The 22,498-nt window shown below is 71.4% G+C and carries 24 protein-coding genes; 10 read left to right on the top strand and 14 right to left on the bottom strand.

Features of this window, described 5'->3' with window-relative positions; all coding sequences use genetic code 11:
* Nucleotides 1-187 precede the first annotated feature (187 nt).
* The 3 genes from AAHG09_RS04170 to AAHG09_RS04160 form a co-directional block, all read right to left on the bottom strand.
* The gene (locus tag AAHG09_RS04170; protein ID WP_342105592.1) at nt 188-820 is read right to left on the bottom strand and encodes a MarR family winged helix-turn-helix transcriptional regulator; all 633 of its coding nucleotides are present in this window, start codon (nt 818-820) and stop codon (nt 188-190) included.
* A gap of 82 nt (nt 821-902) precedes the next feature.
* Nucleotides 903-1,292 (bottom strand): response regulator, encoded by a 390-nt coding sequence (locus AAHG09_RS04165; protein WP_342105590.1) that lies wholly within the window; start codon nt 1,290-1,292, stop codon nt 903-905.
* Between the two features lie 132 nt (nt 1,293-1,424).
* On the bottom strand, nt 1,425-2,690 hold the full coding sequence (locus AAHG09_RS04160; RefSeq protein ID WP_342105589.1) for an adenosylmethionine--8-amino-7-oxononanoate transaminase: 1,266 nt from the start codon (nt 2,688-2,690) through the stop codon (nt 1,425-1,427).
* Between the two features lie 99 nt (nt 2,691-2,789).
* On the opposite strand from AAHG09_RS04160, the gene AAHG09_RS04155 reads away from it, so the two are divergent.
* From AAHG09_RS04155 to AAHG09_RS04135, 5 genes are all read left to right on the top strand, one after another.
* On the top strand, nt 2,790-3,023 hold the full coding sequence (locus tag AAHG09_RS04155; RefSeq protein WP_342105587.1) for a hypothetical protein: 234 nt from the start codon (nt 2,790-2,792) through the stop codon (nt 3,021-3,023).
* Nucleotides 3,020-3,187 (top strand): hypothetical protein, encoded by a 168-nt coding sequence (locus AAHG09_RS04150; protein WP_342105585.1) that lies wholly within the window; start codon nt 3,020-3,022, stop codon nt 3,185-3,187. The genes AAHG09_RS04155 and AAHG09_RS04150 overlap by 4 nt, the downstream gene beginning before the upstream one ends.
* A gap of 53 nt (nt 3,188-3,240) precedes the next feature.
* The gene (locus AAHG09_RS04145; protein ID WP_342105584.1) at nt 3,241-4,359 is read left to right on the top strand and encodes an aminotransferase class I/II-fold pyridoxal phosphate-dependent enzyme; all 1,119 of its coding nucleotides are present in this window, start codon (nt 3,241-3,243) and stop codon (nt 4,357-4,359) included.
* A 120-nt stretch (nt 4,360-4,479) separates the two neighbouring features.
* Entirely contained in the window at nt 4,480-4,989 is a 510-nt protein-coding gene (locus AAHG09_RS04140) for an OsmC family protein (protein WP_342105583.1), read from the top strand.
* 13 nt (nt 4,990-5,002) lie between these two features.
* Nucleotides 5,003-5,860, top strand: a complete 858-nt coding sequence (locus tag AAHG09_RS04135; RefSeq protein WP_342105582.1) for a class I SAM-dependent methyltransferase — start codon at nt 5,003-5,005, stop codon at nt 5,858-5,860.
* 203 nt (nt 5,861-6,063) lie between these two features.
* Here the strand turns inward: AAHG09_RS04135 and AAHG09_RS04130 are convergent, their stop codons facing one another.
* The gene (locus AAHG09_RS04130) at nt 6,064-7,662 is read right to left on the bottom strand and encodes a gamma-glutamyltransferase family protein (protein ID WP_342105581.1); all 1,599 of its coding nucleotides are present in this window, start codon (nt 7,660-7,662) and stop codon (nt 6,064-6,066) included.
* A 121-nt stretch (nt 7,663-7,783) separates the two neighbouring features.
* Between AAHG09_RS04130 and AAHG09_RS04125 the strand changes: the two genes are divergently transcribed.
* Nucleotides 7,784-9,235 (top strand): carbohydrate porin, encoded by a 1,452-nt coding sequence (locus AAHG09_RS04125; RefSeq protein ID WP_342105580.1) that lies wholly within the window; start codon nt 7,784-7,786, stop codon nt 9,233-9,235.
* Between the two features lie 57 nt (nt 9,236-9,292).
* Nucleotides 9,293-10,828 (top strand): cation:proton antiporter, encoded by a 1,536-nt coding sequence (locus AAHG09_RS04120; protein WP_342105579.1) that lies wholly within the window; start codon nt 9,293-9,295, stop codon nt 10,826-10,828.
* A gap of 9 nt (nt 10,829-10,837) precedes the next feature.
* Here the strand turns inward: AAHG09_RS04120 and gshB are convergent, their stop codons facing one another.
* Both gshB and AAHG09_RS04110 read right to left on the bottom strand, forming a co-directional pair.
* On the bottom strand, nt 10,838-11,794 hold the full coding sequence (gene gshB, locus AAHG09_RS04115) for a glutathione synthase (RefSeq protein ID WP_342105577.1): 957 nt from the start codon (nt 11,792-11,794) through the stop codon (nt 10,838-10,840).
* A gap of 46 nt (nt 11,795-11,840) precedes the next feature.
* Nucleotides 11,841-12,128, bottom strand: a complete 288-nt coding sequence (locus tag AAHG09_RS04110; RefSeq protein WP_342105575.1) for a hypothetical protein — start codon at nt 12,126-12,128, stop codon at nt 11,841-11,843.
* Nucleotides 12,129-12,569: 441 nt separating this feature from the next.
* Here AAHG09_RS04110 and AAHG09_RS04105 point away from each other — a divergent pair, with 441 nt between their 5' ends.
* Both AAHG09_RS04105 and AAHG09_RS04100 read left to right on the top strand, forming a co-directional pair.
* Complete coding sequence (locus AAHG09_RS04105) at nt 12,570-12,776, top strand: hypothetical protein (protein ID WP_342105573.1); 207 nt, start codon at nt 12,570-12,572, stop codon at nt 12,774-12,776.
* Nucleotides 12,777-12,788: 12 nt separating this feature from the next.
* A complete protein-coding gene (locus AAHG09_RS04100; RefSeq protein WP_342105572.1) occupies nt 12,789-13,628 on the top strand; it encodes a hypothetical protein in 840 nt (279 codons plus the stop codon).
* Between the two features lie 772 nt (nt 13,629-14,400).
* Here AAHG09_RS04100 and AAHG09_RS04095 read toward each other — a convergent pair.
* Genes AAHG09_RS04095 through AAHG09_RS04085 form a run of 3 tightly spaced genes read right to left on the bottom strand, consistent with a single transcriptional unit; the run spans nt 14,401 to nt 18,003 of the window.
* Nucleotides 14,401-15,030 (bottom strand): DUF1254 domain-containing protein, encoded by a 630-nt coding sequence (locus tag AAHG09_RS04095; protein WP_342105570.1) that lies wholly within the window; start codon nt 15,028-15,030, stop codon nt 14,401-14,403.
* Entirely contained in the window at nt 15,018-15,701 is a 684-nt protein-coding gene (locus AAHG09_RS04090; protein ID WP_342105569.1) for a DUF1214 domain-containing protein, read from the bottom strand. The genes AAHG09_RS04095 and AAHG09_RS04090 overlap by 13 nt, the downstream gene beginning before the upstream one ends.
* 4 nt (nt 15,702-15,705) lie before the next feature.
* Nucleotides 15,706-18,003, bottom strand: coding sequence for a transglycosylase domain-containing protein (locus AAHG09_RS04085; protein ID WP_342105568.1), 2,298 nt, complete (start codon nt 18,001-18,003; stop codon nt 15,706-15,708).
* 278 nt (nt 18,004-18,281) lie between these two features.
* Here AAHG09_RS04085 and AAHG09_RS04080 point away from each other — a divergent pair, with 278 nt between their 5' ends.
* Nucleotides 18,282-18,773, top strand: a complete 492-nt coding sequence (locus AAHG09_RS04080; protein WP_342105566.1) for a YcgN family cysteine cluster protein — start codon at nt 18,282-18,284, stop codon at nt 18,771-18,773.
* Between the two features lie 148 nt (nt 18,774-18,921).
* Here AAHG09_RS04080 and AAHG09_RS04075 read toward each other — a convergent pair whose 3' ends face one another.
* From AAHG09_RS04075 to AAHG09_RS04055, 5 genes are all read right to left on the bottom strand, one after another.
* Entirely contained in the window at nt 18,922-19,620 is a 699-nt protein-coding gene (locus AAHG09_RS04075) for an NrsF family protein (protein WP_342105565.1), read from the bottom strand.
* Nucleotides 19,620-20,285 (bottom strand): sigma-70 family RNA polymerase sigma factor, encoded by a 666-nt coding sequence (locus tag AAHG09_RS04070; protein WP_412759983.1) that lies wholly within the window; start codon nt 20,283-20,285, stop codon nt 19,620-19,622. The genes AAHG09_RS04075 and AAHG09_RS04070 overlap by 1 nt, the downstream gene beginning before the upstream one ends.
* Entirely contained in the window at nt 20,282-20,995 is a 714-nt protein-coding gene (locus AAHG09_RS04065; RefSeq protein WP_342105563.1) for a DUF1223 domain-containing protein, read from the bottom strand. The genes AAHG09_RS04070 and AAHG09_RS04065 overlap by 4 nt, the downstream gene beginning before the upstream one ends.
* A gap of 68 nt (nt 20,996-21,063) precedes the next feature.
* The gene (locus tag AAHG09_RS04060; RefSeq protein WP_342105561.1) at nt 21,064-21,858 is read right to left on the bottom strand and encodes a creatininase family protein; all 795 of its coding nucleotides are present in this window, start codon (nt 21,856-21,858) and stop codon (nt 21,064-21,066) included.
* Between the two features lie 100 nt (nt 21,859-21,958).
* Complete coding sequence (locus tag AAHG09_RS04055) at nt 21,959-22,492, bottom strand: protein phosphatase CheZ (protein WP_342105560.1); 534 nt, start codon at nt 22,490-22,492, stop codon at nt 21,959-21,961.
* Nucleotides 22,493-22,498: the final 6 nt, after the last annotated feature.

The following is a 22,498-nucleotide window of genomic DNA, read 5'->3' as shown; positions in this document are numbered from 1 at the left end:
ACGAGGAGAAGGGAAAAAGTCGCCCCCATTCCAAGCGTCAGGGCCACGGATCGTGACCCGTGCAGCCCAGCCTCGACACCTGAATAGGACGGGGGCGCAGCGCCGTGACGGGTGCTAGCGGCGGAGCCCTGAGATTTGGGGCAGGTCCGTGCAGTGCGTAGGCCTCTACGCTCCGAACCCGCGCCGATCAGATCGACAGCGCCTCGGCCTCGTCGTCCACCTCGGCCTCGATCTCGGCATCGACATCGGTGGATTCGCCGGCGGCCCCCGCCGCCTCGGCGAGGCCGCGCGCGGCCTTGCGCAGGAGCTTGCGGAGCCGGCGACGGTCGGTCTTGTCGAGATGGTCGAGCAGTTCCGCCTCGACCTCCTCCTGGATCTGCTCGATGGCCTCGGCCTTCGCCAGCCCCGCCGGGGTCAGCTGGACCCGGACCACGCGCCCATCGCCCGATTCGGCCCGCCGCTCGACGATGCCGAGGGCGGCCAGCCGGGTCACGGTCTTCGAGGCTGTCGGGGGCCGGACCCGGAGGAGGGCGGCGAGATCGCCCATCGTCATGGTCCCGGCGCTGGCGAGCGCCTGCACCACCTGTTCCTGGCCGGCGAACAGGCCGAGCTTGGCCAGACGGTCGCCCGTGCGGGCGCGGTGCAGGCGGGCCGCCTGCACGAGGGCCCAGCCGACGCTGCGCACGCCGGGCGGCCGCATCTTCTTGGACGTCAGCTCCTGGGCCGCCGCCTCGCCATCCTGTCGATCACGTTTCTGCTTGTCGCCCACCGGAGCGCCCGAGGTTGTGCCGGCGGCCGCCGGGAGATCCAGAGTCTGCACGGTCCACTCCCATCTCCGCCCGCCCCAGACCCTGTGGCTGCAGCTGGTGACGGTGAGATGACGGGCTGGCGCCGGCGATCGCTCAGCAGTGCATCAGGCGTTGAAGACGATCGAGGATGTCCTGGCCCGTGCAGGGCCGCGCGATGAACTCGGCATGCTCGGGCATGCGGGCCGGGTCGGGCGCGGCCCGGCCGGACACGATCAAGATCGGAAGATTCGGGCGCGCCTCCGCGACCGAGCTGGCGAGGTCGAAGCCGTCCGTCTTGCCCGAGAGCTGGACGTCCGTCACGAGCCCGCAAATATCCGGGCGCGCCTGGAGTATGCTGAGCGCCCGCTCGGCGGAGGCGCACTGGACGGTGTCGTAGCCGCCTTCCTCCAGAACGTCGCCGAGGTCCATGATCGTCAGCGCCTCGTCCTCGACAAGGAGGATCACCGGCCGATTGCCACCCGAACCCGTCTGCTCACCCGCCACTGTGCACTCCCTCTGGCAACGTCCGGCTGCGAGGGCCGCCGCACGCGTCATCAGCCTTCAGGTCCAACGGCAGAAACGGTTCCGGGTTGCAGGCCGATGACGCGGGGGCTGACAGGCGGCAGCCACCTGTGCTCAGGCCGTCACGGGTGCCTGCTCGGTCACCACCGCGGCGACCGCCGCGATCAGGCGATCGAGGTCCGCCGTACCGATGGTGAGCGCGGGCGTGAGATACACGATGTCGCCGAACGGCCGGACCCAGACGCCCCGGTCGAGGAGGCGGCCCTTGAGAGAGGCAAAATCGGGCGCCCGGGCGAACTGGACCGCCCCGATGGCGCCGAGCACCCGGACATCCGCGACACCGGGCACACGCCGCAGGGGTTCCAGCCCGTCGGCGAGCTTGGCTTCGATCGCCTGGGCCTGGGCGAGGCGCGGCTCGGTCTCGAACAGGTCGAGGCTGGCATTGGCGGCCGCGCAGGCGAGCGGATTGGCCATGAAGGTCGGGCCGTGCATCAGCGCAGCCGCGGGATCGTCCGACCAGAACGCCTCGAATACCTCCGTGCGGGCGATGGTGGCGGCGAGCGCCATCGTGCCGCCGGTCAGCGCCTTCGACAGGCACAGGATATCGGGAACGATTCCGGCCTGCGCACAGGCGAACAGGCTACCGGTGCGCCCGAAGCCGGTGAAGATCTCGTCGGCGATCAGCGGCAGGCCGTGGCGGCGGGCGAGGCGCGCCACGGTGGCCAGCACTTCGGGCGGGTGCATGCGCATGCCGCCCGCCCCCTGCACCAGCGGCTCGACGATCACGGCCGCCAGGGTGTCCCGGTGGGCCACGAGGGTGGCGTCGAGCGCTTCGGTCTCGGCGGCCGTCCGCGGCAGGTCGCAGAAGATCTGAGTCGGTAGGTAGGCGCCGAAACGGCGGTGCATGCCCTCCTCGGGGTCGCAGACCGACATCGCTCCCATCGTGTCGCCGTGATAGCCGCCGCGGAAGCCGAGCACCTTCGTGCGGCCGCTCACCCCGCGGTTGAGCCACATCTGCGCCGCCATCTTGAGCGCGACCTCGACGGCGACCGATCCCGAATCGCTCAGGAACACGTGGTCGAGATCGCCCGGCAGCAGGGCCGCGAGCCGGGCCGCCAACCGCTCGGCCGGCCGATGGGTGAGGCCGCCGAACATCACATGGGGCATCCGCGCCAGCTGGTCGGCGACGGCGGCGGCGATGTGCGGGTGATTGTAGCCGTGAACCGCCGTCCACCAGGAAGCGATGCCGTCCACGAGTTCGCGGCCGTCGGCCAGCACGATGCGGCTGCCGTGCGTCGCCACCGCTTCGAGGGGTGGGGCGGCGTGGCGCATCTGGGTGTAGGGCCGCCAGAGATGCCGGTTGGAGCGATCGGACGTCATGCCTAGGGGATGCGCGGCGGGGATGGGGTGGGTCAAGCGCGGACCGCTTTGCTACCGTGCCAGCGTGGCAAACCTGATTCTCGATTGCTCCACACGACGATGAGCCTGATTCATAACGAGCGCACGAAGCTTTCTGCGACGGCGCTGAACGGGACTGCACTTGCCTCGATCGCCGCCGGCTTCATCACACCGCTGGCTGCTATCTCCTTCGATGTCCCAGGTTCGGCCGCCCGCGGCGCGCTGACGACCACGCTATTCGCGCTCGCTTGGCTTGTGACGGGCGGCGTCTTACATCTGGTAGCACGGTCCCTGCTCGGGAGACTGCGGGAATGAGTTGGTCAACCCTTTATCTCATGGCGCTGGGACCCATTCTCGCGCTGGTAGCCGGCCTGTTCATCTTCGTGACGGCGACGCTGGGCGAGCGGCGGCACGACCGGAAGGCCCTTGGACGCGGCAACAACCATCAGGCCGTCCCGCAGGGGGCTGAAAGGCGGTAGTACCGGGGCATCCCGCTTGACACCCGGCCCGCCCGCGGCCTCATCCCCACCGGATGAACAGCCTCGACGCCTTCGCCCGCACCAAGCTCGATGCCCTCGAGGCCGGCAGCCTGCGCCGCCGTCTCGTGCCGACCGAGCGCGGGACCGGCGCGGCGGCGGCGCGGCGGGGCAGGGCGCTCGTCTCGTTCTCCTGCAACGACTATCTCGGCCTCTCGCACCATCCGCGCGTGATCGCGGCCGCGCAGGCAGCGGCGGCGGCCTACGGCGCCGGGGCGGGCGGGTCCCGCCTCGTAACCGGCGACCATCCCTATCTCGGCGCGCTGGAGGAGCGCCTCGCGCGCCACAAGGGCACCGAGGCGGCCCTCGTCTTCGGCAGCGGCTACCTCGCCAATCTCGGCATCACCCCGGCGCTGGCGGGCCGGGACGACCTGATCGTGCTGGACGAACTCTCCCATGCCTGCATGTGGGCCGGGGCGCGGCTGTCCGGGGCGCGGGTGCTGACCTTCCGCCACAACGACCCCGCCGACCTCGCGGCGATCCTGGGGGCGAACCGCGCCCGGCACGGCCGAGCCCTGGTGCTGACCGAGCGGGTCTTCAGCATGGACGGCGACCGGGCACCGCTCGCCGACATCCTGGGCGTCGCGCAGGACCACGATGCCTGGACGCTGGTGGACGACGCCCACGGGATCGGCGTGGTCGAGGACGGGCCGCGGGCGCCCCTGGAGATGGGGACCCTGTCGAAGGCGCTGGGCTCCTACGGCGGCTATCTCTGCGCGTCGCGGCCGGTGATCGACCTGATGGTGAGCCGCGCCCGCAGCTTCGTCTACACGACCGGCCTGCCGCCGGCCTCGGCCGCCGCCGCGCTGGAGGCCCTGACGATCCTGGAGGCGGAGCCGGAGCGGCGCGCTCGGCCCCTCGATCTCGCGCGGCGCTTCACGGCGCGCCTGGGCTTGCCCGAGGCCGAGAGCGCCGTCGTGCCGGTGCTGGTCGGCGAGGCGCAGCGCGCCCTCGACATCTCGGCGGCCCTTGAGGCGCAGGGCTACCTCGTCGTGGCGATCCGCCCGCCGACCGTGCCGGCCGGGACCGCACGGCTGCGGGTCGCCTTCTCGGCCGCCCATGACGCCGCGCAGGTCGACGGCCTCGCCGAAGCTTTGGCGGCCCTGATCGGCTGAGTCCGCGCGCTTTCCGTCGACCGCGCCGGCCCCTATACCGCTGATCCGACGCGTTTCGCGCAGCCAAAACCCGATCCGGCGCGGCCGAGATCGGGACGGGATCATCGAGAGGACGACGCCATGGACGCCACAGCGCTCCGAGCCCTCCAGGCTCCGATCAAGGACACGTATCGCGCGAACCCGGATGCGGCGGTCATCACGCTGAAAGCCAAGGGCACGCTCGACGACACGAAGATCGCCTGCAAGGTCGAGACCGGCCGGGCGATCGCGGAGGCCGGGCTCCATCCGGCGACCGGCGGATCGGGGATGGAACTGTGCTCGGGCGACATGCTGCTGGAGGCGCTGGTCGCCTGCGCGGGCGTGACGCTGAAGGCGGTGGCGACCGCGCTGGAGATCCCGCTGCGCTCCGGTACGGTCAGCGCCGAGGGCGATCTCGATTTCCGCGGCACGCTCGGCGTCGACAAGGAGGCGCCGGTCGGGTTTCGCAACATCCGCCTGTTCTTCCAGCTGGATACGGATGCCTCGGAGGAGAAGCTGGCGCAGCTCCTGAAGCTCACCGAGCGCTACTGCGTCGTGTTCCAGACGCTCAACCACAAGCCCGAGCTGTCGGTGGCGGCCACCACGGCCTGAGGGAGGATCGGCCATGGCGGGCGGCATCACCCAGACCGAGTACTGGAACGGCGAGGTCGGCACGCGCTGGGCTCGCAATCAGGCGGTGCTCGACGCGGTGTTCGCGCCGCTGACCGAGGCGCTGTTCGACCGCGCGGGGCTCAAGACCGGGGCCTCGGTGCTCGATATCGGCTGCGGCTCGGGGGCGACGACCCTCGAGGCCGCGCGCCGGGTCGGAGCCGCCGGCCGCGTAACGGGGGCGGATATCTCGGCGCCGCTCCTGGCGGTCGCCCGGGCTCGCATCAGCGGCGAAGCCCCCGGCGCCGCGCCGATCACCTTCACCGAGGCCGACGTGGAGCAGGCGGATCTCGGCAGCTTCGACGCGGCCCTGTCGCGCTTCGGCGTGATGTTCTTCCCGGATTCGCCCCGCGCCTTCGCCAACATCCGCCGGATGCTCCGGCCGGGCAGACAGCTGACCTTCCTGTGCTGGCGGGCGCTTGCCGAGAACCTGTGGGTTCAGGTGCCGCGCGAGGCCGTGATGCCGCTGTTGCCCGAGGTGCCGCCGCCGCCGGCGCCCGATACGCCGGGGCCGTTCCGCTTCGCGGACGCGGACGCGCTCGGCGCGCTGCTGCGGGGCGCGGGATTCGGGTCCGTCACCTGTGAGGCGCTCGACCGGGACGTTGTGCTCGGCCGGGGTGAGACCGACGCGGAGGCCGCCGCGGCGGCGGCCCATGTGGCGCTGAACCTCGGCCCGAGCTCCCATCTCGTCCGCGAGGCCGAGCCCGATCTCCGGGCCCGGGCCGAGGCGGCGGTGACCGAGGCCCTGCGCCGGCACGCGTCGGGTGGCACGGTGGGCCTGCGCGCGGCGTGCTGGCTCGTTCAGGCTGGGTGAGGGGTTGGCGTCCGGCTACTGCTACGAGCCGCTTCGCGGCGCACGTTGTGCTGGGTCCCGGGACGCCTTCCGCTGACACTGCATGCGCCCGGGAAAAGGGGGCGCTTGATCCTGAACCGCCCTTTCCAGACAGGTGAAGCGACAGCGGAATCTGATCCGGGAACCAGCACAAGACGTGCTGCGAAGCGGCTCGATATTCCCCCTCAAAGACCCAGCGCACCGCCATCCGAGCGCGGATCGTGCGTGGCCTCGATCCGCCCATTGCGCGGGTGGCGCACCAGCATCCCAGCATGGCCCAACGAGTCGATATAGGGCCCGCCCAGCTCCTCGATCTCGTGGCCCAACCGGCCAAGCGCCGCGATGCAGGCCGGATCGAACCGGTCCTCCACCTTCACGCTGAGCGAGGGCGCGCCCCAGGTCCGGCCGTAGAGCAGGCGCGGAGCATCGACGGCATCGGCCACCGACATCCCGTAATCGGCGTAGCGGCTGAAGATCTGCGCCTGGAACTGCGGCTGCCCGTCGCCGCCCATGCTGCCGTAGCTCATCACCCGTCCGTCGTCGAAGGCGGCGAGCGCCGGGATCAGGGTGTGGAACGGGCGCCGGCCCGGCTCCAGCGGGTTCACGGCCTTCGGATCGAGGGAGAACGACATGCCCCGGTTCTGCCAGCAGATGCCGGTGGACGGCAGCACCGTGCCGGAGCCGTATTCCCAGTAGACCGACTGGATGTAGGAGACCGCGAGCCCATCCGCGTCGATCGCCCCCATCCAGACCGTGTCGCCGTGGCCCGGATCGGGCAGGGGCACCTGAGCGGCACGGCCCCTATCGATCAGCGCGGCTTCCCGGGCGAGGCGCTCCGGCGTCAGGAAGACGGCGGGGTCGTGCCGCAGGCGGCTGAAGTCGGTGACCACCCGGTCGCGGATCGCGAAGGCGCGCTTCGTCGCCTCGATCAGACCGTGATAGTGGGCGGTGGTCTCCGGCTCGGCGACGTTCAGCCGGTCGAAGATGCCCAGGATCAGCAGGGCCGCGAGCCCCTGGGTCGGCGGCGGGAAGTTGTAGAGCGTCGCGTCGCGGCGGCGGATCGACAGGGGCGCCCGCTCGACCGCCGCGAAGGCTTCGAGATCCGCCCGGGTCACCGGTGCGCCGAGGCGTTCCAGATCGGCGGCGATCTCGCGGCCGATATCGCCCCGGTAGAAGTCGACCAGCCCCGCATGGGCCAGCTGCTCCAGGGTGGCGGCGAGGAGCGGGAGGGCCCGGGTCTCGCCGGCTGGGTAGGGTTTGCCGTCCTTCAGGAAGGTCTTCGAAAAGTTCGGTGCGTCGTGGAGCGTGTCGAGTTCCTGGGGCACGTAGCGCGCCTCGGAAGGCGAGACCGGCACGCCCTCCCGCGCCTGCTTGATCGCGTCCGCCAGCAGCGCCTCCAGGGGCAGGCGGCCGCCGAGCGCCCGCGCCAGATCCAGGGCGAGGCGCCAGCCGCCGACGGCGCCCGCCACCGTCACCATCGCGTCCGGGCCGCGCGCGGGGATCGCGTCGAGTTCCTTCTCGCGGTAGCGCTGGATCGTGGCGAGGCGCCCGGCCGGGCCGCAGGCCTCGATGCCGCGCACCCGGCCCCCGCGCTCGCGCACCAGCCAGAACCCGTCGCCGCCGATGCCGTTCATGTGCGGGTAGACCACCGCGATGGAAGCGGCCATCGCCACCATGGCCTCGATCGCGTTGCCGCCCTGGGCCAGCACGGTCTGGCCGGCCTGCGCGGCAAGATGATGGGGCGCGGCGACGGCGGCGGCGGTGAAGACGGGGGTCTCGGGCATCGCGACTCCTGTGGTGTTCGGGCCGCAGGGTTAGGCGAGCGGGTGGATCCTGCAAAGGGCGGGCGCATACAAGACATCCGCCGTGCTATGCTGCGCCGATCCCGTCCCGCAGAAGCGGCCGATGTTCCGGAAGCTCACGCCCCGTCTCGCGTTCGGTCTCGGCTTGGCGGCCACGCCAGCCGCGGCGCAGCAGCATGTGCCGAGTGTTTTCGAGGGCGCAGGCGGCGACCCGCGCATTTCGGTCTCGCAGCCCGAGACCACCAGCCAGGCGTCGGGGGGCTTCGTTCGTTCGGTCGAACCCTACCTCGGCCCGCTGGGCGATCCCCTCGGGATCCGGCCGGTGCTGAAGGAACGCGGCATCCAATACAGCCTGACCTACATCGTCGACATCCTCGGCAACCCGGTCGGCGGCCTTCGCCAGGGCGCGATCGTCGAGGACCGCCTGAACCTGCGGCTCAATCTCGATCTCGACCGGCTGGCGGGGTGGGCGGGGGCCACGATCCACGCCAACGCCTACTTCATCCATGGCACCGGCCTGTCCCGCTACTACGTGGGCAACCTGCTGACCACGAGCGTCATCGAGGCGCTGCCCGCCTCGCGGCTCTACGTGCTCTGGTTCGACCAGAGCCTGATGGACGGCCAGCTCGGGATCCGCATCGGCCAGCAGGCCGCCGACACCGAGTTCTTCGTCAGCCAGACCGCGACCCTGTTCGTGAACTCCACCTTCGGCTGGCCGGCGATCACCGGGCTCGACCTGCCGAGCGGCGGCCCGGCCTATCCGCTGGCGGCCCCGGCGATCCGGGCCAAGTACGTGCCCGGCAACGGCTTCTCCCTGCAGGTCGGGCTCTACGACGGCGATCCGGCCGGGGCGAACCGGCCGGGCCAGGATCCGGAGGCGCAGCGCCTCGACCGGACCGGCACGAATTTTCGCCTGAACGATCCGGCCCTGCTCATCGCGGAGGCGACCTACGCCTACAACATCGCGCCGGGCTCCAAGGGCCTGCCCGGCGACATCACCCTCGGCGGCTGGCATCATGGCGGCCGGTTCGACAGCCTGCGCTTCGACATCACCGGCGTGCCGCTGGCCGACCCGAACGCCACGGGGATCGGTCGGCCGGTGCGCGGCAATGCCGGGCTCTACGTCATCTACGATCAGACCCTCTATCGGGAATCGGGCAAGGACGACGAGGGCCTGGGCTTCTTCGTGCGTGCCGCGTGGTCGCCGACCCGGTCCAGCCTGATCGACGCCTACGTGGATACCGGGCTCGCCTACAAAGGCCTGTTCGAGGGCCGCGATGACGACACGCTGGGCATCGGCTTCGCCTATGCCCGGATCAGCGACGAGGCCCAGCGCGCCGACCGGGACACGATCCTCTATTCGGGCCAGCCGATGCCCCGGCGCCGGGCCGAGAGGGTGCTGGAGGCGACCTATCAGGCCGTGGTCGTGCCGGGCTTCACGGTGCAGCCGGACGCGCAATACATCATCCGCCCGGGCGGCGGCGTCGCCGGTCCGGACGGCCGCCGGCTGCGCAACGCGGCGGTGCTCGGGCTGCGCGCGACCGTGCAGTACTGACCCGCTCTGCGACGGCGGCGCAGGGAACGGTCCCGGCGCCCCGCCTCTTTCAGAAGCATGTTGATCTTCGAGTGGGTTGTCGGCGTCCTGTTCGGCGCCGTCCTCCTGGCCGGTCTGGCGCGTCGCCTCGGAGCCCCCTATCCGGCCTTCCTGGCGCTCGGGGGCATCGGCCTCGCCTTCGTGCCCGGCGTACCGAACCTGCGGCTCGATCCGGACCTCGCCCTCGCGCTGTTCCTGGCGCCCGTCCTCCTCGATGCCGGCTTCGACGCCTCCGTGCGGGACATGAAGGTGAACTGGCGCCCGGTGCTCGGGCTCGCGGTCGGTGCGGTCGTGGTGACGACCCTCGCGGTCGCGATCGTGGCGCGCCTGATCGTGCCCGACATGCCGTTCTCGGCCTGCATCGTCCTCGGCGCGGTGGTGGCGCCCCCCGACGCGGTGGCGGCTTTGGCGGTGCTCAAGCACGCGCCGATGCCCCACCGGCTCGCCACGATCCTGCGCGGCGAGAGCCTGCTGAACGATGCCGCCTCGCTGCTGATCTACCGGCTCGCGGTCGCGGCCGCGATGGCGGGCAGCTTCCATCCGGCCGAGGTGGCGCCGGCCTTCCTGCTCGGCGTCGTCGCGAGCCTTCTGGTCGGCCCCGTCGTCGGCCTGCTCTTCGTCGCGCTGACCCGGCGGGTCACCGATCCGGCGAGCGCGATCGTGATGCAGTTCGTGGTCGCGTTCGGGATCTGGCTGGCGGCCGAGCGACTCGAACTGTCGGGGGTTCTGACGATCGTGACCTTCGCGGTCACGGTCGCCCGCCGGGCGCCGGGGATCACGGCCCCCCGGGCCCGGGTGATCTCCTACGCGGTCTGGGACACGGCGGTGTTCGTGCTCAACGTCCTGGCCTTCGTGCTGATCGGCATCCAGATCGGCCCGATCCAGGAGCGGCTGTCCGGCGCGGATGCGTGGCAGGCGCTGATCCTGGCCGCCGCGACCTTCGCGACCGTCGTGGTGACCCGGCTCGCCTGGGTGATGCCGACCACCGGCCTGCGGGGCTTCGGCCTGCGGCAGGCCGGGGCCCGGGCCCGGCTCGGCCCGGGCCTCGCGCTTTCCTGGGCCGGGATGCGCGGCATCGTGACGGTCGCGGCCGCCCTGGCCCTGCCCGCCGAGTTTCCGCGCCGGGATCTCGTGGTGGTCGCGGCCTTCGTCACCGTCCTGGGCACGCTCGTGGTGCAGGGCCTGACCCTGCGCCCCCTGCTGGCGCATCTGAAGCTGGAGGACGACGACCCCGTGGGGCGCGAGACCGGCCGCGCCCGGGCAACCGCCTACAAGGCGGCCCTCGATTCGCTCGCGGAGGCGGAGGATGAGCCGGCCACCGACGCCCTGCGGGCCGAGTTCCGCACGGCGCTCGCGGAGGCCGAGGAGCACGAGGAGGGCCGGGCCCCGGAGAGCCTGCCGGCCGATGCCGCCCGGCGCCGGGCCGTCGAGGCGGCCCGCGACGCGGTTCTGGCCCTGCGCCACCGCGGCCGGATCGGCGACGACGCCTATTACCTGCTGGAGGAGGAGTTCGACTGGGCCGAACTCAGCGCCACGCCGAAGGCGGAGACGTGAGGGGCGCGATCACACGCCCTTGCGCGCCGCGATCCGCGCCTCGATCGCGTCCCAGACCGCCACCGAGAGGTCGGGCCCGCCGAGCCGCTGGATCGCCCGGATGCCGGTGGGGGAGGTGACGTTGATCTCGGTCAGGTGGCCGTCGATCACGTCGATCCCCACGAGGATCAGCCCCCGGCGCGCCAGCTCCGGCCCGATCGTGGCGCAGATCTCGCGCTCGCGCTCGGTCAGCTCGGAGGCCGAGGCCGCGCCGCCCCGGACCATGTTGGAGCGGATGTCGTTCGCCGCCGGCACGCGATTGACCGCGCCCATCGCCACGCCGTCCACCAGGATGATCCGCTTGTCGCCCTCGGTCACCCGGTCGAGATAGCGCTGGACGACCCAGGCCTCCCGGAAGGTGGTGGCGAACAGGTCGAACATCGAGCCGAAATTCGGGTCCTTCTCGGTCACCTTGAACACGGCGGCACCGCCATGCCCGTGCAGCGGCTTCATCGCCACCGTGCCGTGCTCGAGCCGGAACGCCTCGATCTCCGCCTTGTCGCGGCTGATCAGGGTCGGCGGCATCAGCTCGGGGAAGTCGAGGACGAACAGCTTCTCGGGTGCGTTGCGCACCTCGAAGGGGTCGTTCACCACGAGCGTCTGCGGGTGGATCCGCTCCAGCATGTGGGTGGCCGTGATGTAGGCCATGTCGAAGGGCGGGTCCTGGCGCATCAGCACCACGTCCGCCTCGGCGAGGTCGATCCGCTCCGGCGGCGTCAGGGTAAAGTGCGCGCCCTCGACGTCCTGAACGGTCAGTCGCTCGACACGGGCCGTCACTCGGCGACCCTGCATCGAGAGCCGGTCCGGGGTGTAGTATAAGAGGGAATGCCCCCGCCGCTGGGCTTCCAGCAGCAGGGCGAAGGTGGTGTCACCCGCGATCCGGATATTCTGGATCGGGTCCATCTGGACGGCGACGGTCAGGCCCATCGGAAACGCCCCTGGTCAGCGGCGCGCATCGCGACCGGTTGCCGGCTCAATCGTCGGACAGCGACTTGCTGCCCGTGCGCTTGTCGTAGCTGGTGATCGCCGAGCGGCATTCGGGCGAGAGGCGCTTGCGGTTGCGCACCATGCACTTGTCGGCGTCGGGGCTGTTCGGGTCGACGCCGGCGCAGAGGCGGAAATAGTCGTTCGCGCAGCCGAGTTGCAGGCCCTGGTCCTCGCGCTGGGCGTAGGCGGGGCTCACGGCGAGCGCGAGCAGCGCCAGCGCAGGCAGCCCAGTGCGGCGGACGGCGCGCAGGGATCGTTCCGGAACCAGTCGCATTCAGCGGTGTCCTCAAATCTCGTTCGGGCGGAGAACCGATCCGGCGGTCCCCCCTCCACCCGCATCCGGCATATCGGTCGCGCCGGGCGGTAGGCAAGCGCCGGGGGTTCGACGGAGTGCCGCGCAGCACCGTCGCAGGTCGGCTTCACGCCAGTGTGGCCGCGGCGCCGCAGGGCGATACGGCGGCCTGTGCGGGTCCCTCAGAAAGAAAGGGCCCCACCCGGATCCGGGCAGGGCCGCAAGTCGAAGGGAGGAAACGCCCGCCATGGGCAGATGTGCTGAAGCAAGTCGCACGCCAACCCACTTTAAGAACATCGATACCGGTCCATCGGGCGGAAAGAGTCCGTTAACCACCCCGTGATGCATTGCCTTCGTAGCCCTTGCCGACGCCCTCGCTGGGCCCGGGCCGGATGCTCGGACAGCCGACAGGAGCCGGAGACCATGACGCCTTTCAAGTCGCAGGAGACCCTCGACCGCCCGCGGACCCGGGTGGTCGCAATGGGTGACACCGCCCCGGCCGCGCACGCCATCGTGATTCCCTTCCCCGGGCCCGAGGCGCGCCGGGCCCATCGGATCCCGCGCTCGGGGGAGCCCCGCGGCGAAATCCTGCTGTTCCTCGGCGTGCGCTACGAGCGCCTCGCATCCTGACGGCGGCTGGGGATGCCCGCGCGGCGACGCGATCTGCCCGGCGACGTGGCGAGCCCGACCCGGGCCGGTGGCCGCTCGGTCCGTCTCCTGCCCGCCGGCGCGGCGCTGGCGCTGCTCGCCGCCTGCACGCAGAACGGCGATTTCGGACGGCCGCGCACGAGCGTCTGGAACGGCCTGATCGACACCACCGGCAGCTTCAGCACCCATGACCGCGGGCGGCTCCTGCTCGATTCGGGGCTGACCGACGACGAGCTGGCCCTGCGCGACCGGGCGTGGCGCTTCGTGCAGCCCGCCAGCACCTTCGCGGCCTTCCAGGATCTGCTGCTCGGCCTCGCCAGCGCCCACGCGATGCCGCCGACCTGGCGCTACGACGAGATCGGCGCCTACTACGACACCCTGACGGCCGAGCCGTCGCGCTCGCCGGTCTCCCGCTACCGGCAGCTCGGCGACGACGCCACGGCGGATGCCCGGCTGATCCCGCTGTTCACGGCGCTCGCCGCCCGGGTGATCGACGCGGATGCCGCGCGCCTGCGCAGCCTGCCCTTCGCCAAGACCCTCGACGCCGCCGACGTGCGGGACGCCGCCCAGCGCGTCGCCGAGAACCGCTGCCTGATCGCCTGGGTGCGGATCGAGGCCGGCCTGCGGCTGGCGCGCTACCGCTTCGCCCTGGAGCACCTGTTCGCGGCCGCGCCGGCGCAGGAATCGGTCTCGGCCGAGCGGGCGCTGATGATGCTGGCAGCCCGGCGCAACCTGCTCGATCCGCTCCTGCCGGCGGATGCCGCCGCGCGCTGCGGGCTGGAGGCCGTACCGCTGCCGGTGGCACAGGCCGGGCCGCTGGTGGTGAAGGACTGAGCGCTTGTGACGAAGGCGTGAATGCGTGCGGATTGCTTTGGGTGGTTTTCCGCCCGTCCGCTTACGGGTGGCGGTGTCCCTCAGCGGACACAGCCTCGTAGGCCGCTTGTGCCCAAGCGGCGAGGTCGCTTAACACTTAACAAATCAATTTTGCGATATCTAATTAATGAGTTCTAAAAAAATGCACTAGAGTTGACAATATCAGGTTGTGCCGTGCCTTTGAAAGAAAAATTACACTATTCATTTTCAGCCAAAGACCGGTCGCAAGCACGTGAAATGCCCAATGCACCTCTGCGACAGATTATAGCCATCCCTCAACGAAATAAATTGAGTCCGGCTCTGCTCTGGCGCTCGCTCGTACTCGCTACATTTCTTCTCCCTATTTCATGGCAATTATATACGAAAGTATATCCAAAGAAAGGCACGTCTTCAAGCTTTGATGATGTCGAGATCACCGGCTCTATCAGTGCCCTAGATCCTTGTTCGACGAAGAATCCGATACTTCACAGGACAGAGCACGATAAGTGACAAGAGGCCGTCGGCATACAGCCCAGCAGGCTCGCAGCCCAGCCGGAGACAGGCCGTCGGTTTGATTTGAATGCACTTAAACCAGATCGCCCGTCGCTGGCTTACATGCGCGGTGTCGGCCACAGAGCTGAATCGGCCGGTCGCCCGACCAATAACCGCTTTTGGAAGGCCTGGACACCGTCATGAACGGCCTGGTTGGCTCGATCGCAGCCGGCTGACAAAACAAGTCGGCTCATCAACCCCGCTACCGCCCCGCACCCTTCCCCGAAGACTCCTTGCCCGCCGGCGCATCGTCCGTCGCCGTGTCGGTGGTGCAGGAGACCGCCTGGATCGCGGCATTCGCCGCCGGACGCTGACTCGGCAGGCCGGCGATCACCCGCACCACCACGAAGCCGCGCGTGTCGGGCGCCACGATGCGCACGTCGCGGCTCGGGTCGTTCTCGTCGTCGTCGGCCAGCGCCTCGTCGTACTGGGCGCGGGTCAGGATCACGAGGTCCAGGGCGCCGCGGACCGCCGCCTGATCGGTCACCGCGTAGAAGGCGCCGCGTCGGGCATGGGCGGCGAGCGACAGGGACAGGGCGCCGGTCCGCGCCGAGACGCGCATCGGCCCGTCGGCCAGATCGTAGGCGCAGACGCCGACCGCCACGGCGGGGTCCGGGATCGGCAGCCACGCCTCGGGCGGGGAGGAGTCGTCGCCCGTCGCCACCGTGTAGATCGGCTGCGGATGATCCAGGCTCTCGCTGGTCCGGGCGCGCGAGACGGCATCCTTCTCCGACAGGACAGGGATCGCCAGCACCGCCGCGATGTGGACGATCCCGGCCAGCACGAGGCCGATCAGCGTGGCATAGACGAAGCGCAGGCTCACGACGCGCATCCCAGGCGGGTGATGGCCGGCACCGAAGTCCGGTCGAGGGAGCCGACGCTGGCGGCCGCCGGCGTGTCGTAGAGGCGCAACGCCAGCCGCACCGGGCCACTCGCCCGGGGGCTCGGCAGCCAGTTGCCGGGTTGGACGTCGGGCGCGAGCGCGATGGCGAACCGCCCGTCGGCCGAGCGCAGCACCTCGGTGGAGGTGAAGCCCTCGCGCACGGTCGGGCGGCCGGGCTCCCGGGGCCCGCGACCGGCCACCGTGATGGTCCAGGCCCGGGCGGGCGGTGTTCCGCCGCCGATCCGGTAGGTGCAGGTGGCGTCGAGCGCCTGGCCGGAATCGTCCACCGCCGCGGTCAGCAGCAGGCCCTCACCCACCGCGAGGGGGATCTCGCCCCGGCGGGCGTTGACCGCCCGGGTATAGGGATCGGCATTCGCGGCACCGGCCCGCGGCCAAGCCGTCCAGGCGCCGACCTGCACGCCGCCGAATGGATAGCCGCCGCGCGTCGCCCAATCGGCGCTGGCGAGGCCGAGGGCGCCGCCGAGCGCCACGGCGTAGACGGCGAGCCCGGCGATCGAACTCTTGCGCCACAGGTGCCGGACGAGCCGGATCCCGCTTCGGCGGGGGGGCTTCTCGGACGCGCCGGTATAGCCGCCGGGCGCTGGAATCGCGTCCCTCATGGGCTTACCGGACCTCGACGAAGCCACCGGGGGCGCGTTCGCCCGCCGCCATCGCCCGCGCCCTGTCGAGGGGGCTGGCGGCGGCGCGGTCGTCGGGCTTGCGGGCCCCCTTCTGGGCGTCGCCCGCGCCGGACTTGTTCGCCGGCTCGGCCGACGGCACGCGCTCGACCGTGCGGAACAGGCCGTTCAACCCGCTGATCACCTCGAAGGAGCGGCGCGAGAGCTTGCCGTAGGCGCTGGCATTGGGGTCGATCGGGGCGGTGGGCCCGCCGGAGGCCTGCTGCTGCGCGGCACGCGGGCTTTCCTTCAGCCCCGGCAGGGGCTTGATCTCGATCCCCTGGTGGGCCGGCTCCATCACGTCGTGCCAGGTCTGGGCCGGGAGCGAGCCGCCGGTCAGCTTGTTGGTCGAGGTGTGGTCGTCGTTGCCGAACCAGACGGCGCCGACGTAATTGCCGGTGTAGCCGACGAACCACGCGTCCCGGTAGGCGTTCGTCGTCCCGGACTTGCCCGCGACCTTCACGCCTTCGAGTTGCGCCCGCTTGCCGGTGCCCTCCTCGACCACCTTGTTGAGCATGAAGTTCATGTCGGCCACGACCTGGGGCGACAGCACCCGCTCGGGCGCCTCGTCGGCGTGGCGGTAGATCACCTCGCCGGAGGAGTTCTTCACCTCCATGGCGGCGTAGGGCTTGGCGCGGAAGCCGCCGTTGGCGAAGACTGCGTATCCCGCCGCCTGGTCGATCACCGTCACCTCGTCCGAGCCGATCGGCATCGAGACCGTGTCGATCAGGTTCGAGGTGATGCCCATCTTGTGGGCGAGGTCGATGATCTTGGCGCGGCCGGCCTTGGCGGCCTTGGCCTCGTGGGTGATGCCCATGCCCTTGCCCAGCGCGATCGAGATCTTGATCGGGATCGTGTTGATCGACTTCGCCACGGCGAGCCACATCGGCACCCGGCCGGCATAGGAGCGGCCGTAGTTCTGCGGGCACCAGTTGCCGATGCAGACCGGGCTGTCGACCACCACGGTATCGGGCTTGAACAGGCCGGAATTGAGCGCCGCCGAGTACACGTAAGGCTTGAACGAGGAGCCCGGCTGGCGCAGCGCGTCCGTGGCGCGGTTGAACTGGCTCTCGCCGTAATCCGCGCCGCCCACCATGGCGCGCAGCGCCCCGTCGGGATCGAGGATCACCATGGCGGCCTCGTCCACGTCCATGGCGTCGCCGGACTTGCGCAGGATGTCGGCCACCACCTCGTCGGCCCGCTTCTGGATGGCGAGGTCGAGGGGCGTCTTTACGGTCAGCACGCGGTCGTTGCGCAGCTTGCCCGCGTCGGCCATGGCCTTGATCTCGCCGAAGGCCCAATCGAGGTAGTAGTCGGCGGTGATGTCGCGGGTGCGGGTCACCGGCGTCGCCGGGTTGCGCAGCGCCGTCTGGATCTGGCCCTCGGTGACGAAGCCCGCCTCCACCATGTTGTGCAGCACGTCCGCCGCCCGGGCGCGGGCCGCGGGCAGGTTGACGTGCGGGGCATACTTGGTCGGCGCCTTGAACAGGCCCGCCAGCATGGCGGCCTCGGCGAGGCTGATGTCCTTGAGCGGCTTGCCGAAATAGTAATCCGCCGCCGCGACCGCGCCGAAGGTGCCGCCGCCCATATAGGCGCGGTCGAGGTAGAGCTTCAGGATCTCGTTCTTGGTGAGGTGGCTCTCCAGCCACAGCGCGAGGAAGGCCTCGTTGATCTTGCGCTCCAGCGAGCGTTCGTTCGTCAGAAACAGATTCTTGGCGAGCTGCTGGGTGATCGACGAGCCGCCCTGCGTGCCGCTGCCGCCCTTCGAATTGTTCACAAGCGCGCGCAAAGTCCCGATCGGGTCGATGCCCCAATGCTCGTAGAAGCGCCGGTCCTCGGTGGAGACCAGCGCCTTGATCATGATGTCGGGAAACTCGTCGAGCTTGAGCGAGTCGTCGTGCTTGATGCCGCGCCGGCCGACCGCGGTGCCGTAGCGGTCGAGGAAGGTGACCGCCAAGTCCTGCTGCTTCAGCCAGTTCTCGCTGGTGAGCTGGAAGGCGGGCTGGGCCAGCGCCAGCATCAGCACGGCGCCGCCGGTCCCGATGGTGACGCCCTCGCTGGTCAGGTCGAGGGCGGCGCGCTTCCAGCCGCGCACGGCGAAGCGGCCCATGAAGCGCCGGAAGCGCTCGTAGGCCTCGCCGGTCGAGCGACCGCTGTCGTACAGGCTGGCGTTGACCCACGCATCGAAGGCGAGGGCGGCCCGCTCCAGGCGGACCTTGATCTCGGTGAGCGTCGGCAGGCGCACGATGTCGAACCCGGCTTGTCGAGCGCCTCTGCGGCGGGGAGTGGAGCGTCCGCACCGCAGACACGGCGCCTGCGGCCGGGCCACCGCACGGCATCCTCATCCATAGCAGGATCCGGAACCGCGGGCGAGGCTCTGCGCAGTCTCGCGAATCGCCGCGGACGCGCGGGGGCGTAACGCGCGCGACCGCGATCGGGTCGCACGCCCGCGGCCGCGGCGACGCTTGATCCACAGGCGCGGCTCGGGCAGAGAGACGCCCTCCCAACCGAGAGACCTCATCGATGCCCAAGCCCGAGGCGGTGCGCCACGGGGCGGCCGAGCCGTTCTGGCAGACCAAGACACTCGAAGCCATGACCCCCGCCGAGTGGGAGAGCCTGTGCGACGGCTGCGGCCGGTGCTGCCTCCTGAAGCTCGAGGATGAGGATACCGGCGAGGTTCACCACACCGATATCGGCTGCACGCTGCTCGACGGCCTGACCTGCCGGTGCCGCGACTACGTCCGCCGCCAGAAGCGGGTGCCCGATTGCGTCCGGCTGACGCCCGAGGCGGTGCGGACGATCGCCTGGCTGCCGCAGACCTGCGCCTACCGCCTCGTGCGGGACGGCGAGCCGCTCTATCCGTGGCATCCCCTGGTCTCGGGACGGGCCGCGAGCGTGCACGAGGCCGGCATCTCGGTGCGCGGCCGGCTCGCCGGCAACGAGGAGGAATTCTCGGACGAGGAATACCCGGACCGGATCGTCGACTGGCCGGCCCTCGATCCGCAGGCCGGTTGAAGACGACGCGACAAGTCCTGGTTTCGAAAGGGCGAGCCCTTTCGCGGGTCCAGGGCAGCGCCCTGGTCTCGGGCGAAGCCCGAGCTCAGGGGCTCCGCCCCCGAACCCCTGCCCAAGGGCTCGCCCTTGGGAAACCCAGGATCTCGGGTCAGGCAGGCTCCGAGCCGCTGCGCTCGGCACGCGCGGACGGGGCGAGCAGCCGCCCCCCGGCCAGACCGTTCACCGCGATCACGATGGCGACCGCCGCCACGTGCATCAGGAGATCCGTGGCGGTGGCGTCGTGCGGATGGACCGGCATCAGCAAGGCCGCCGCCGCCGCCGACACCGCGAGCCCGCCGAGCGCCGCCGTCAGGTTCGGCCGCAGCGGGCAGGCGCGGCGCAGCATCACGACGATCAGCGCCGACAGCGGCACGGAGACGCAAATCAGGAAGCTGAAGCACCCCGTGACCGCGTAAGCGCCCGGAAGGTCGGTTCCGGGGGCGATCCAGTCGCGCAGGCAGCCGAGCCCGCTGGCGCCGATCCAGAGGGCGAGCGGCGGCAGCGGCAGCAGCGCCCAGCGGCCGGACCGGCCCGGGACGCTGGTGGCGAAGGCCGCGTAAGCCGCCGTGATCGCCGTCAAAACGGCGCCGACCGCCGCCAGGGCGAGATCCGGAACATGCATGCGCAGCATGAAGCCCGTCATCCCGGCTTCGGCCACGAGGAGCAGCCCGGCCAGCAGCGCCGCGCCGAGCCACAGCGCCGCACGGATCCCCGGCGCGGGCAGCGGCCGGACCGGCTCCAGGCCACCGGCGAGCGCTTCGACGAGCCGATCATGACGGGCGGCTTCGCAGCCGGCGCGCTCGGCCATCACTCCACCTCCCGCGTCAGGCTGGTCCGGAGCGCCTTCAGCGCCCGATGCAGATTCACCTTGAGCGCGCCCTTGGTCCGGCCGGTCAGCGCCGCGGCCTCGTCGAGGGACAATTCGCGCAGCCCGAGCTGCTCCACCGCCTGCCGCTGCCCCTCGGGCAGGGACGCGACCGCGCGGGCGAGGGCGACGGCCCGATCCCGCGCCTCCAGGCCCTGTCCGGGGGGCGGGCCGGGATCGACCTCCGCCTCGTAGGCGAGGGGATCATTGACCTCCCGGGGGCGCCGACCCGCCCGGCGCAGCCGGTCGATCGCCCGCCTCTGGGTGATGGCCCGCAGCCAGGGCATGAACGGGCGGGCGGGATCGTAGCTGGCCCGCGCCCGGTGGACGGTCATCAGCGTGTCCTGCACGACATCGTCCACCGCCTCGCCGCGCACGCCCTGCGCCCGGGCGATGCCTGAGACCACCGGAAGGCAAGCCTTCAGTAGGGCGCGATAGGCGGCCGCGTCGCCGCACTGCGCCGACACCATCAGACCCGCGAGTTCCTCTTCGAGCACCATCCGGGCTCCGCCGCCGTTCCGCCCCCCGGCTCGGGGCGCATCTTGCCCGGCCTCGGAGCCCGGCGCCAGCGACCAGCCGGGAAAACCGCTCGGCACGGCGAGGATCATCGCAGCGCCTCGCGCCGGGAGCCGTCCTGGTCGAGGCGCGCCGCGCCGAGGATGCGCCCGTCCTCCGCCTGCAGCAGGACGGCCGCCGCATCACCCGCCGGGCGCGCCGCCGCGAAGGTCGCGGCGCCCCCCGACCAGCGGCCGAGATCGTGGATCGCGCGGACGACGTTGGCCTGCTCCAGGGTCCGCCCGGCATTCTCGCCGCGCAGCACCCGGGTCGTGTGGCTCGGGTCGAAGCCGACCAGCAGGACCCGCGCCGCGCCGGTCCCGGGGCCGACCCGCACGTCGAGCCGGTCGCCCTGGCGGGCCAGCGCCACCGGGATGGCGGGGCCGGCCGCCCGGGCGCGCGCGACCGCGTCGCGCAGCGCCGCCTCGTCGGATCCGACGAGGCCGACCGTCCCGTCGATCACGGCCTGGGGCGTGTAGCTGGGGCCGCCGAGCCGGGCCGCGTAGGCATCCTGCCGTGCGGTCGCCTCCGTCAGGGCGTAGGGGTCCCGCCAGTTGAGATGGTTCCAGTATGTGACGTGGAACGCGAGCGGGAGGACGGCGCCGCCCTCGTGCGCGAGGCGCCCGATCAGCGCCTCGGCGGGCGGACAGGACGAGCAGCTCTGCGAGGTGAAGAGCTCGACGACGACGGGGCGCTCCGCCGCCGCGGCCGGGCCGAGGGCGGCACCGAGGAGAGCGAGGGCGACCGGGACGACAGGGCGCATGGCGGGAGTTCCTGCGCGCCGGCAGATCGATCCGGCGCACCCTCTTTTTCGCCCCGCGCGGGTCCCGGTTACGCCGGGCCGGCCCCGTCGAGCGCGAAGGCGTCCACGTCGCGCAGCAGCGCCACGAAGGCCTCTGCCCCGTGCGCCAGGGCCGCGCGACCGGCCTCCGCGGTGCCGAGCCGCGCGTCGCCGATCGCGCCCGAGGGGTGGAGATCCTGGGCCTTCCAGGCGAAGGCGGCGGGGCGACCGGCGCGCAGATGGGTGAAGTCCCGGACCATCGCGCGCGTCCGGGGCGGGAAATCGGCGATTCGGTCGGTCCGCACGAGGTCCGGCCGCAGGGCCAACATCAGCGCGGTCTCGACGCCGCCGGCATGGATGCCATGGGCGACCTCGTCGGCCGGGAACAGGCCCTCCGGATAGCCGAACCGCGCCCAGGCGGTGGTCACCGCCACCATGGCGTGCCGGGCGCGCAGTTCCGCCGCCACGAGGTCGATGAGCGCGCTGTTGCCGCCGTGGCTGGTGACGATCACGAGCTTGCGGCAGCCGGCCCGGTGAAGGGCCGCGCCGATCCCGGTCCAGGCGGCGAGCGCCGTCCCGGTGTCCAGGGAGAGCGTCCCGGGGAAGGCGTCGTGCTCGTCGGACTTGCCGATCGCCTGCACGGGCAGGATCAGCACGTCGAGCTCGTCCGGAACGCGCGCGCGCACGCCGGCAAGGTAGCCCTCCGCGATGATCGTGTCGGTCCCGAGGGGCAGATGCGGGCCGTGCTGCTCGATGGCGGCCACCGGCAGCACCGCGATGGCGCGCCGCATGGCGCGCCGCCTCAGCTCCTCCGTCGTGAAATCGGACCAGAACCGCGCCGCCATGCCTGCCGGGACCTCCCCCTGACGCCGGGCGGCGACGGGTCGCCGGAACCCTTAACCGGCGCGGAGCCGGCGAGTCGACGGCCTGCGGACCCGATTCGCCTCAACCGAACAGCGCGTCGATGTCGTCCTGGGACGGCACCGCGGCGTCGGCCTGGGGGCCGTTGAGCATCAGATCCTCCGCGCGGGCCCGGCGGGCGCGCTCGACCGGGTCGGCCGTGGCGGCGTCACGCGCCTTCACGGCGCCCACGAATCGGGCCAACCGCTGCTCGAACAGCCGCAGCGATTCGACCACCTTGGCGATCCGCTGACCGGTGATGTCCTGGAACGCGCAGGCCTCGAAGATCGTGTTGATGCGTTCCTCGACCGCCTCGCGGTAGCCCGGCCCGTCGGGCAGCCCGAGCATGGTCTCGGCCGCTTCCATGATCGTGTTGGTCGCACCGGCCGTCGCCGCGACGACGCTGCCGAGTTCCTCGTGCGCCATGGGGATCCGATCGCGACTCATCTCGTTCGCGCGGAGCGCCCCGATCTCCTCGCGGAGATGCGCGATGTACTCGGCGATCTCGCTCAGCTCGGCGATGACGGCCTGCGGTTCCCGGAGCCGCACTTCGGAGTGCCGGGGGACGGCTAACGACATGCTGTT

This window comes from Methylobacterium guangdongense (assembly GCF_038442355.1).
Taxonomy (GTDB): Bacteria; Pseudomonadota; Alphaproteobacteria; order Rhizobiales; family Beijerinckiaceae; genus Methylobacterium; species Methylobacterium guangdongense.
The sequence above is the reverse complement of the archived record's forward strand: the minus strand, read 5'-3'. Positions and strand labels throughout refer to the sequence as shown.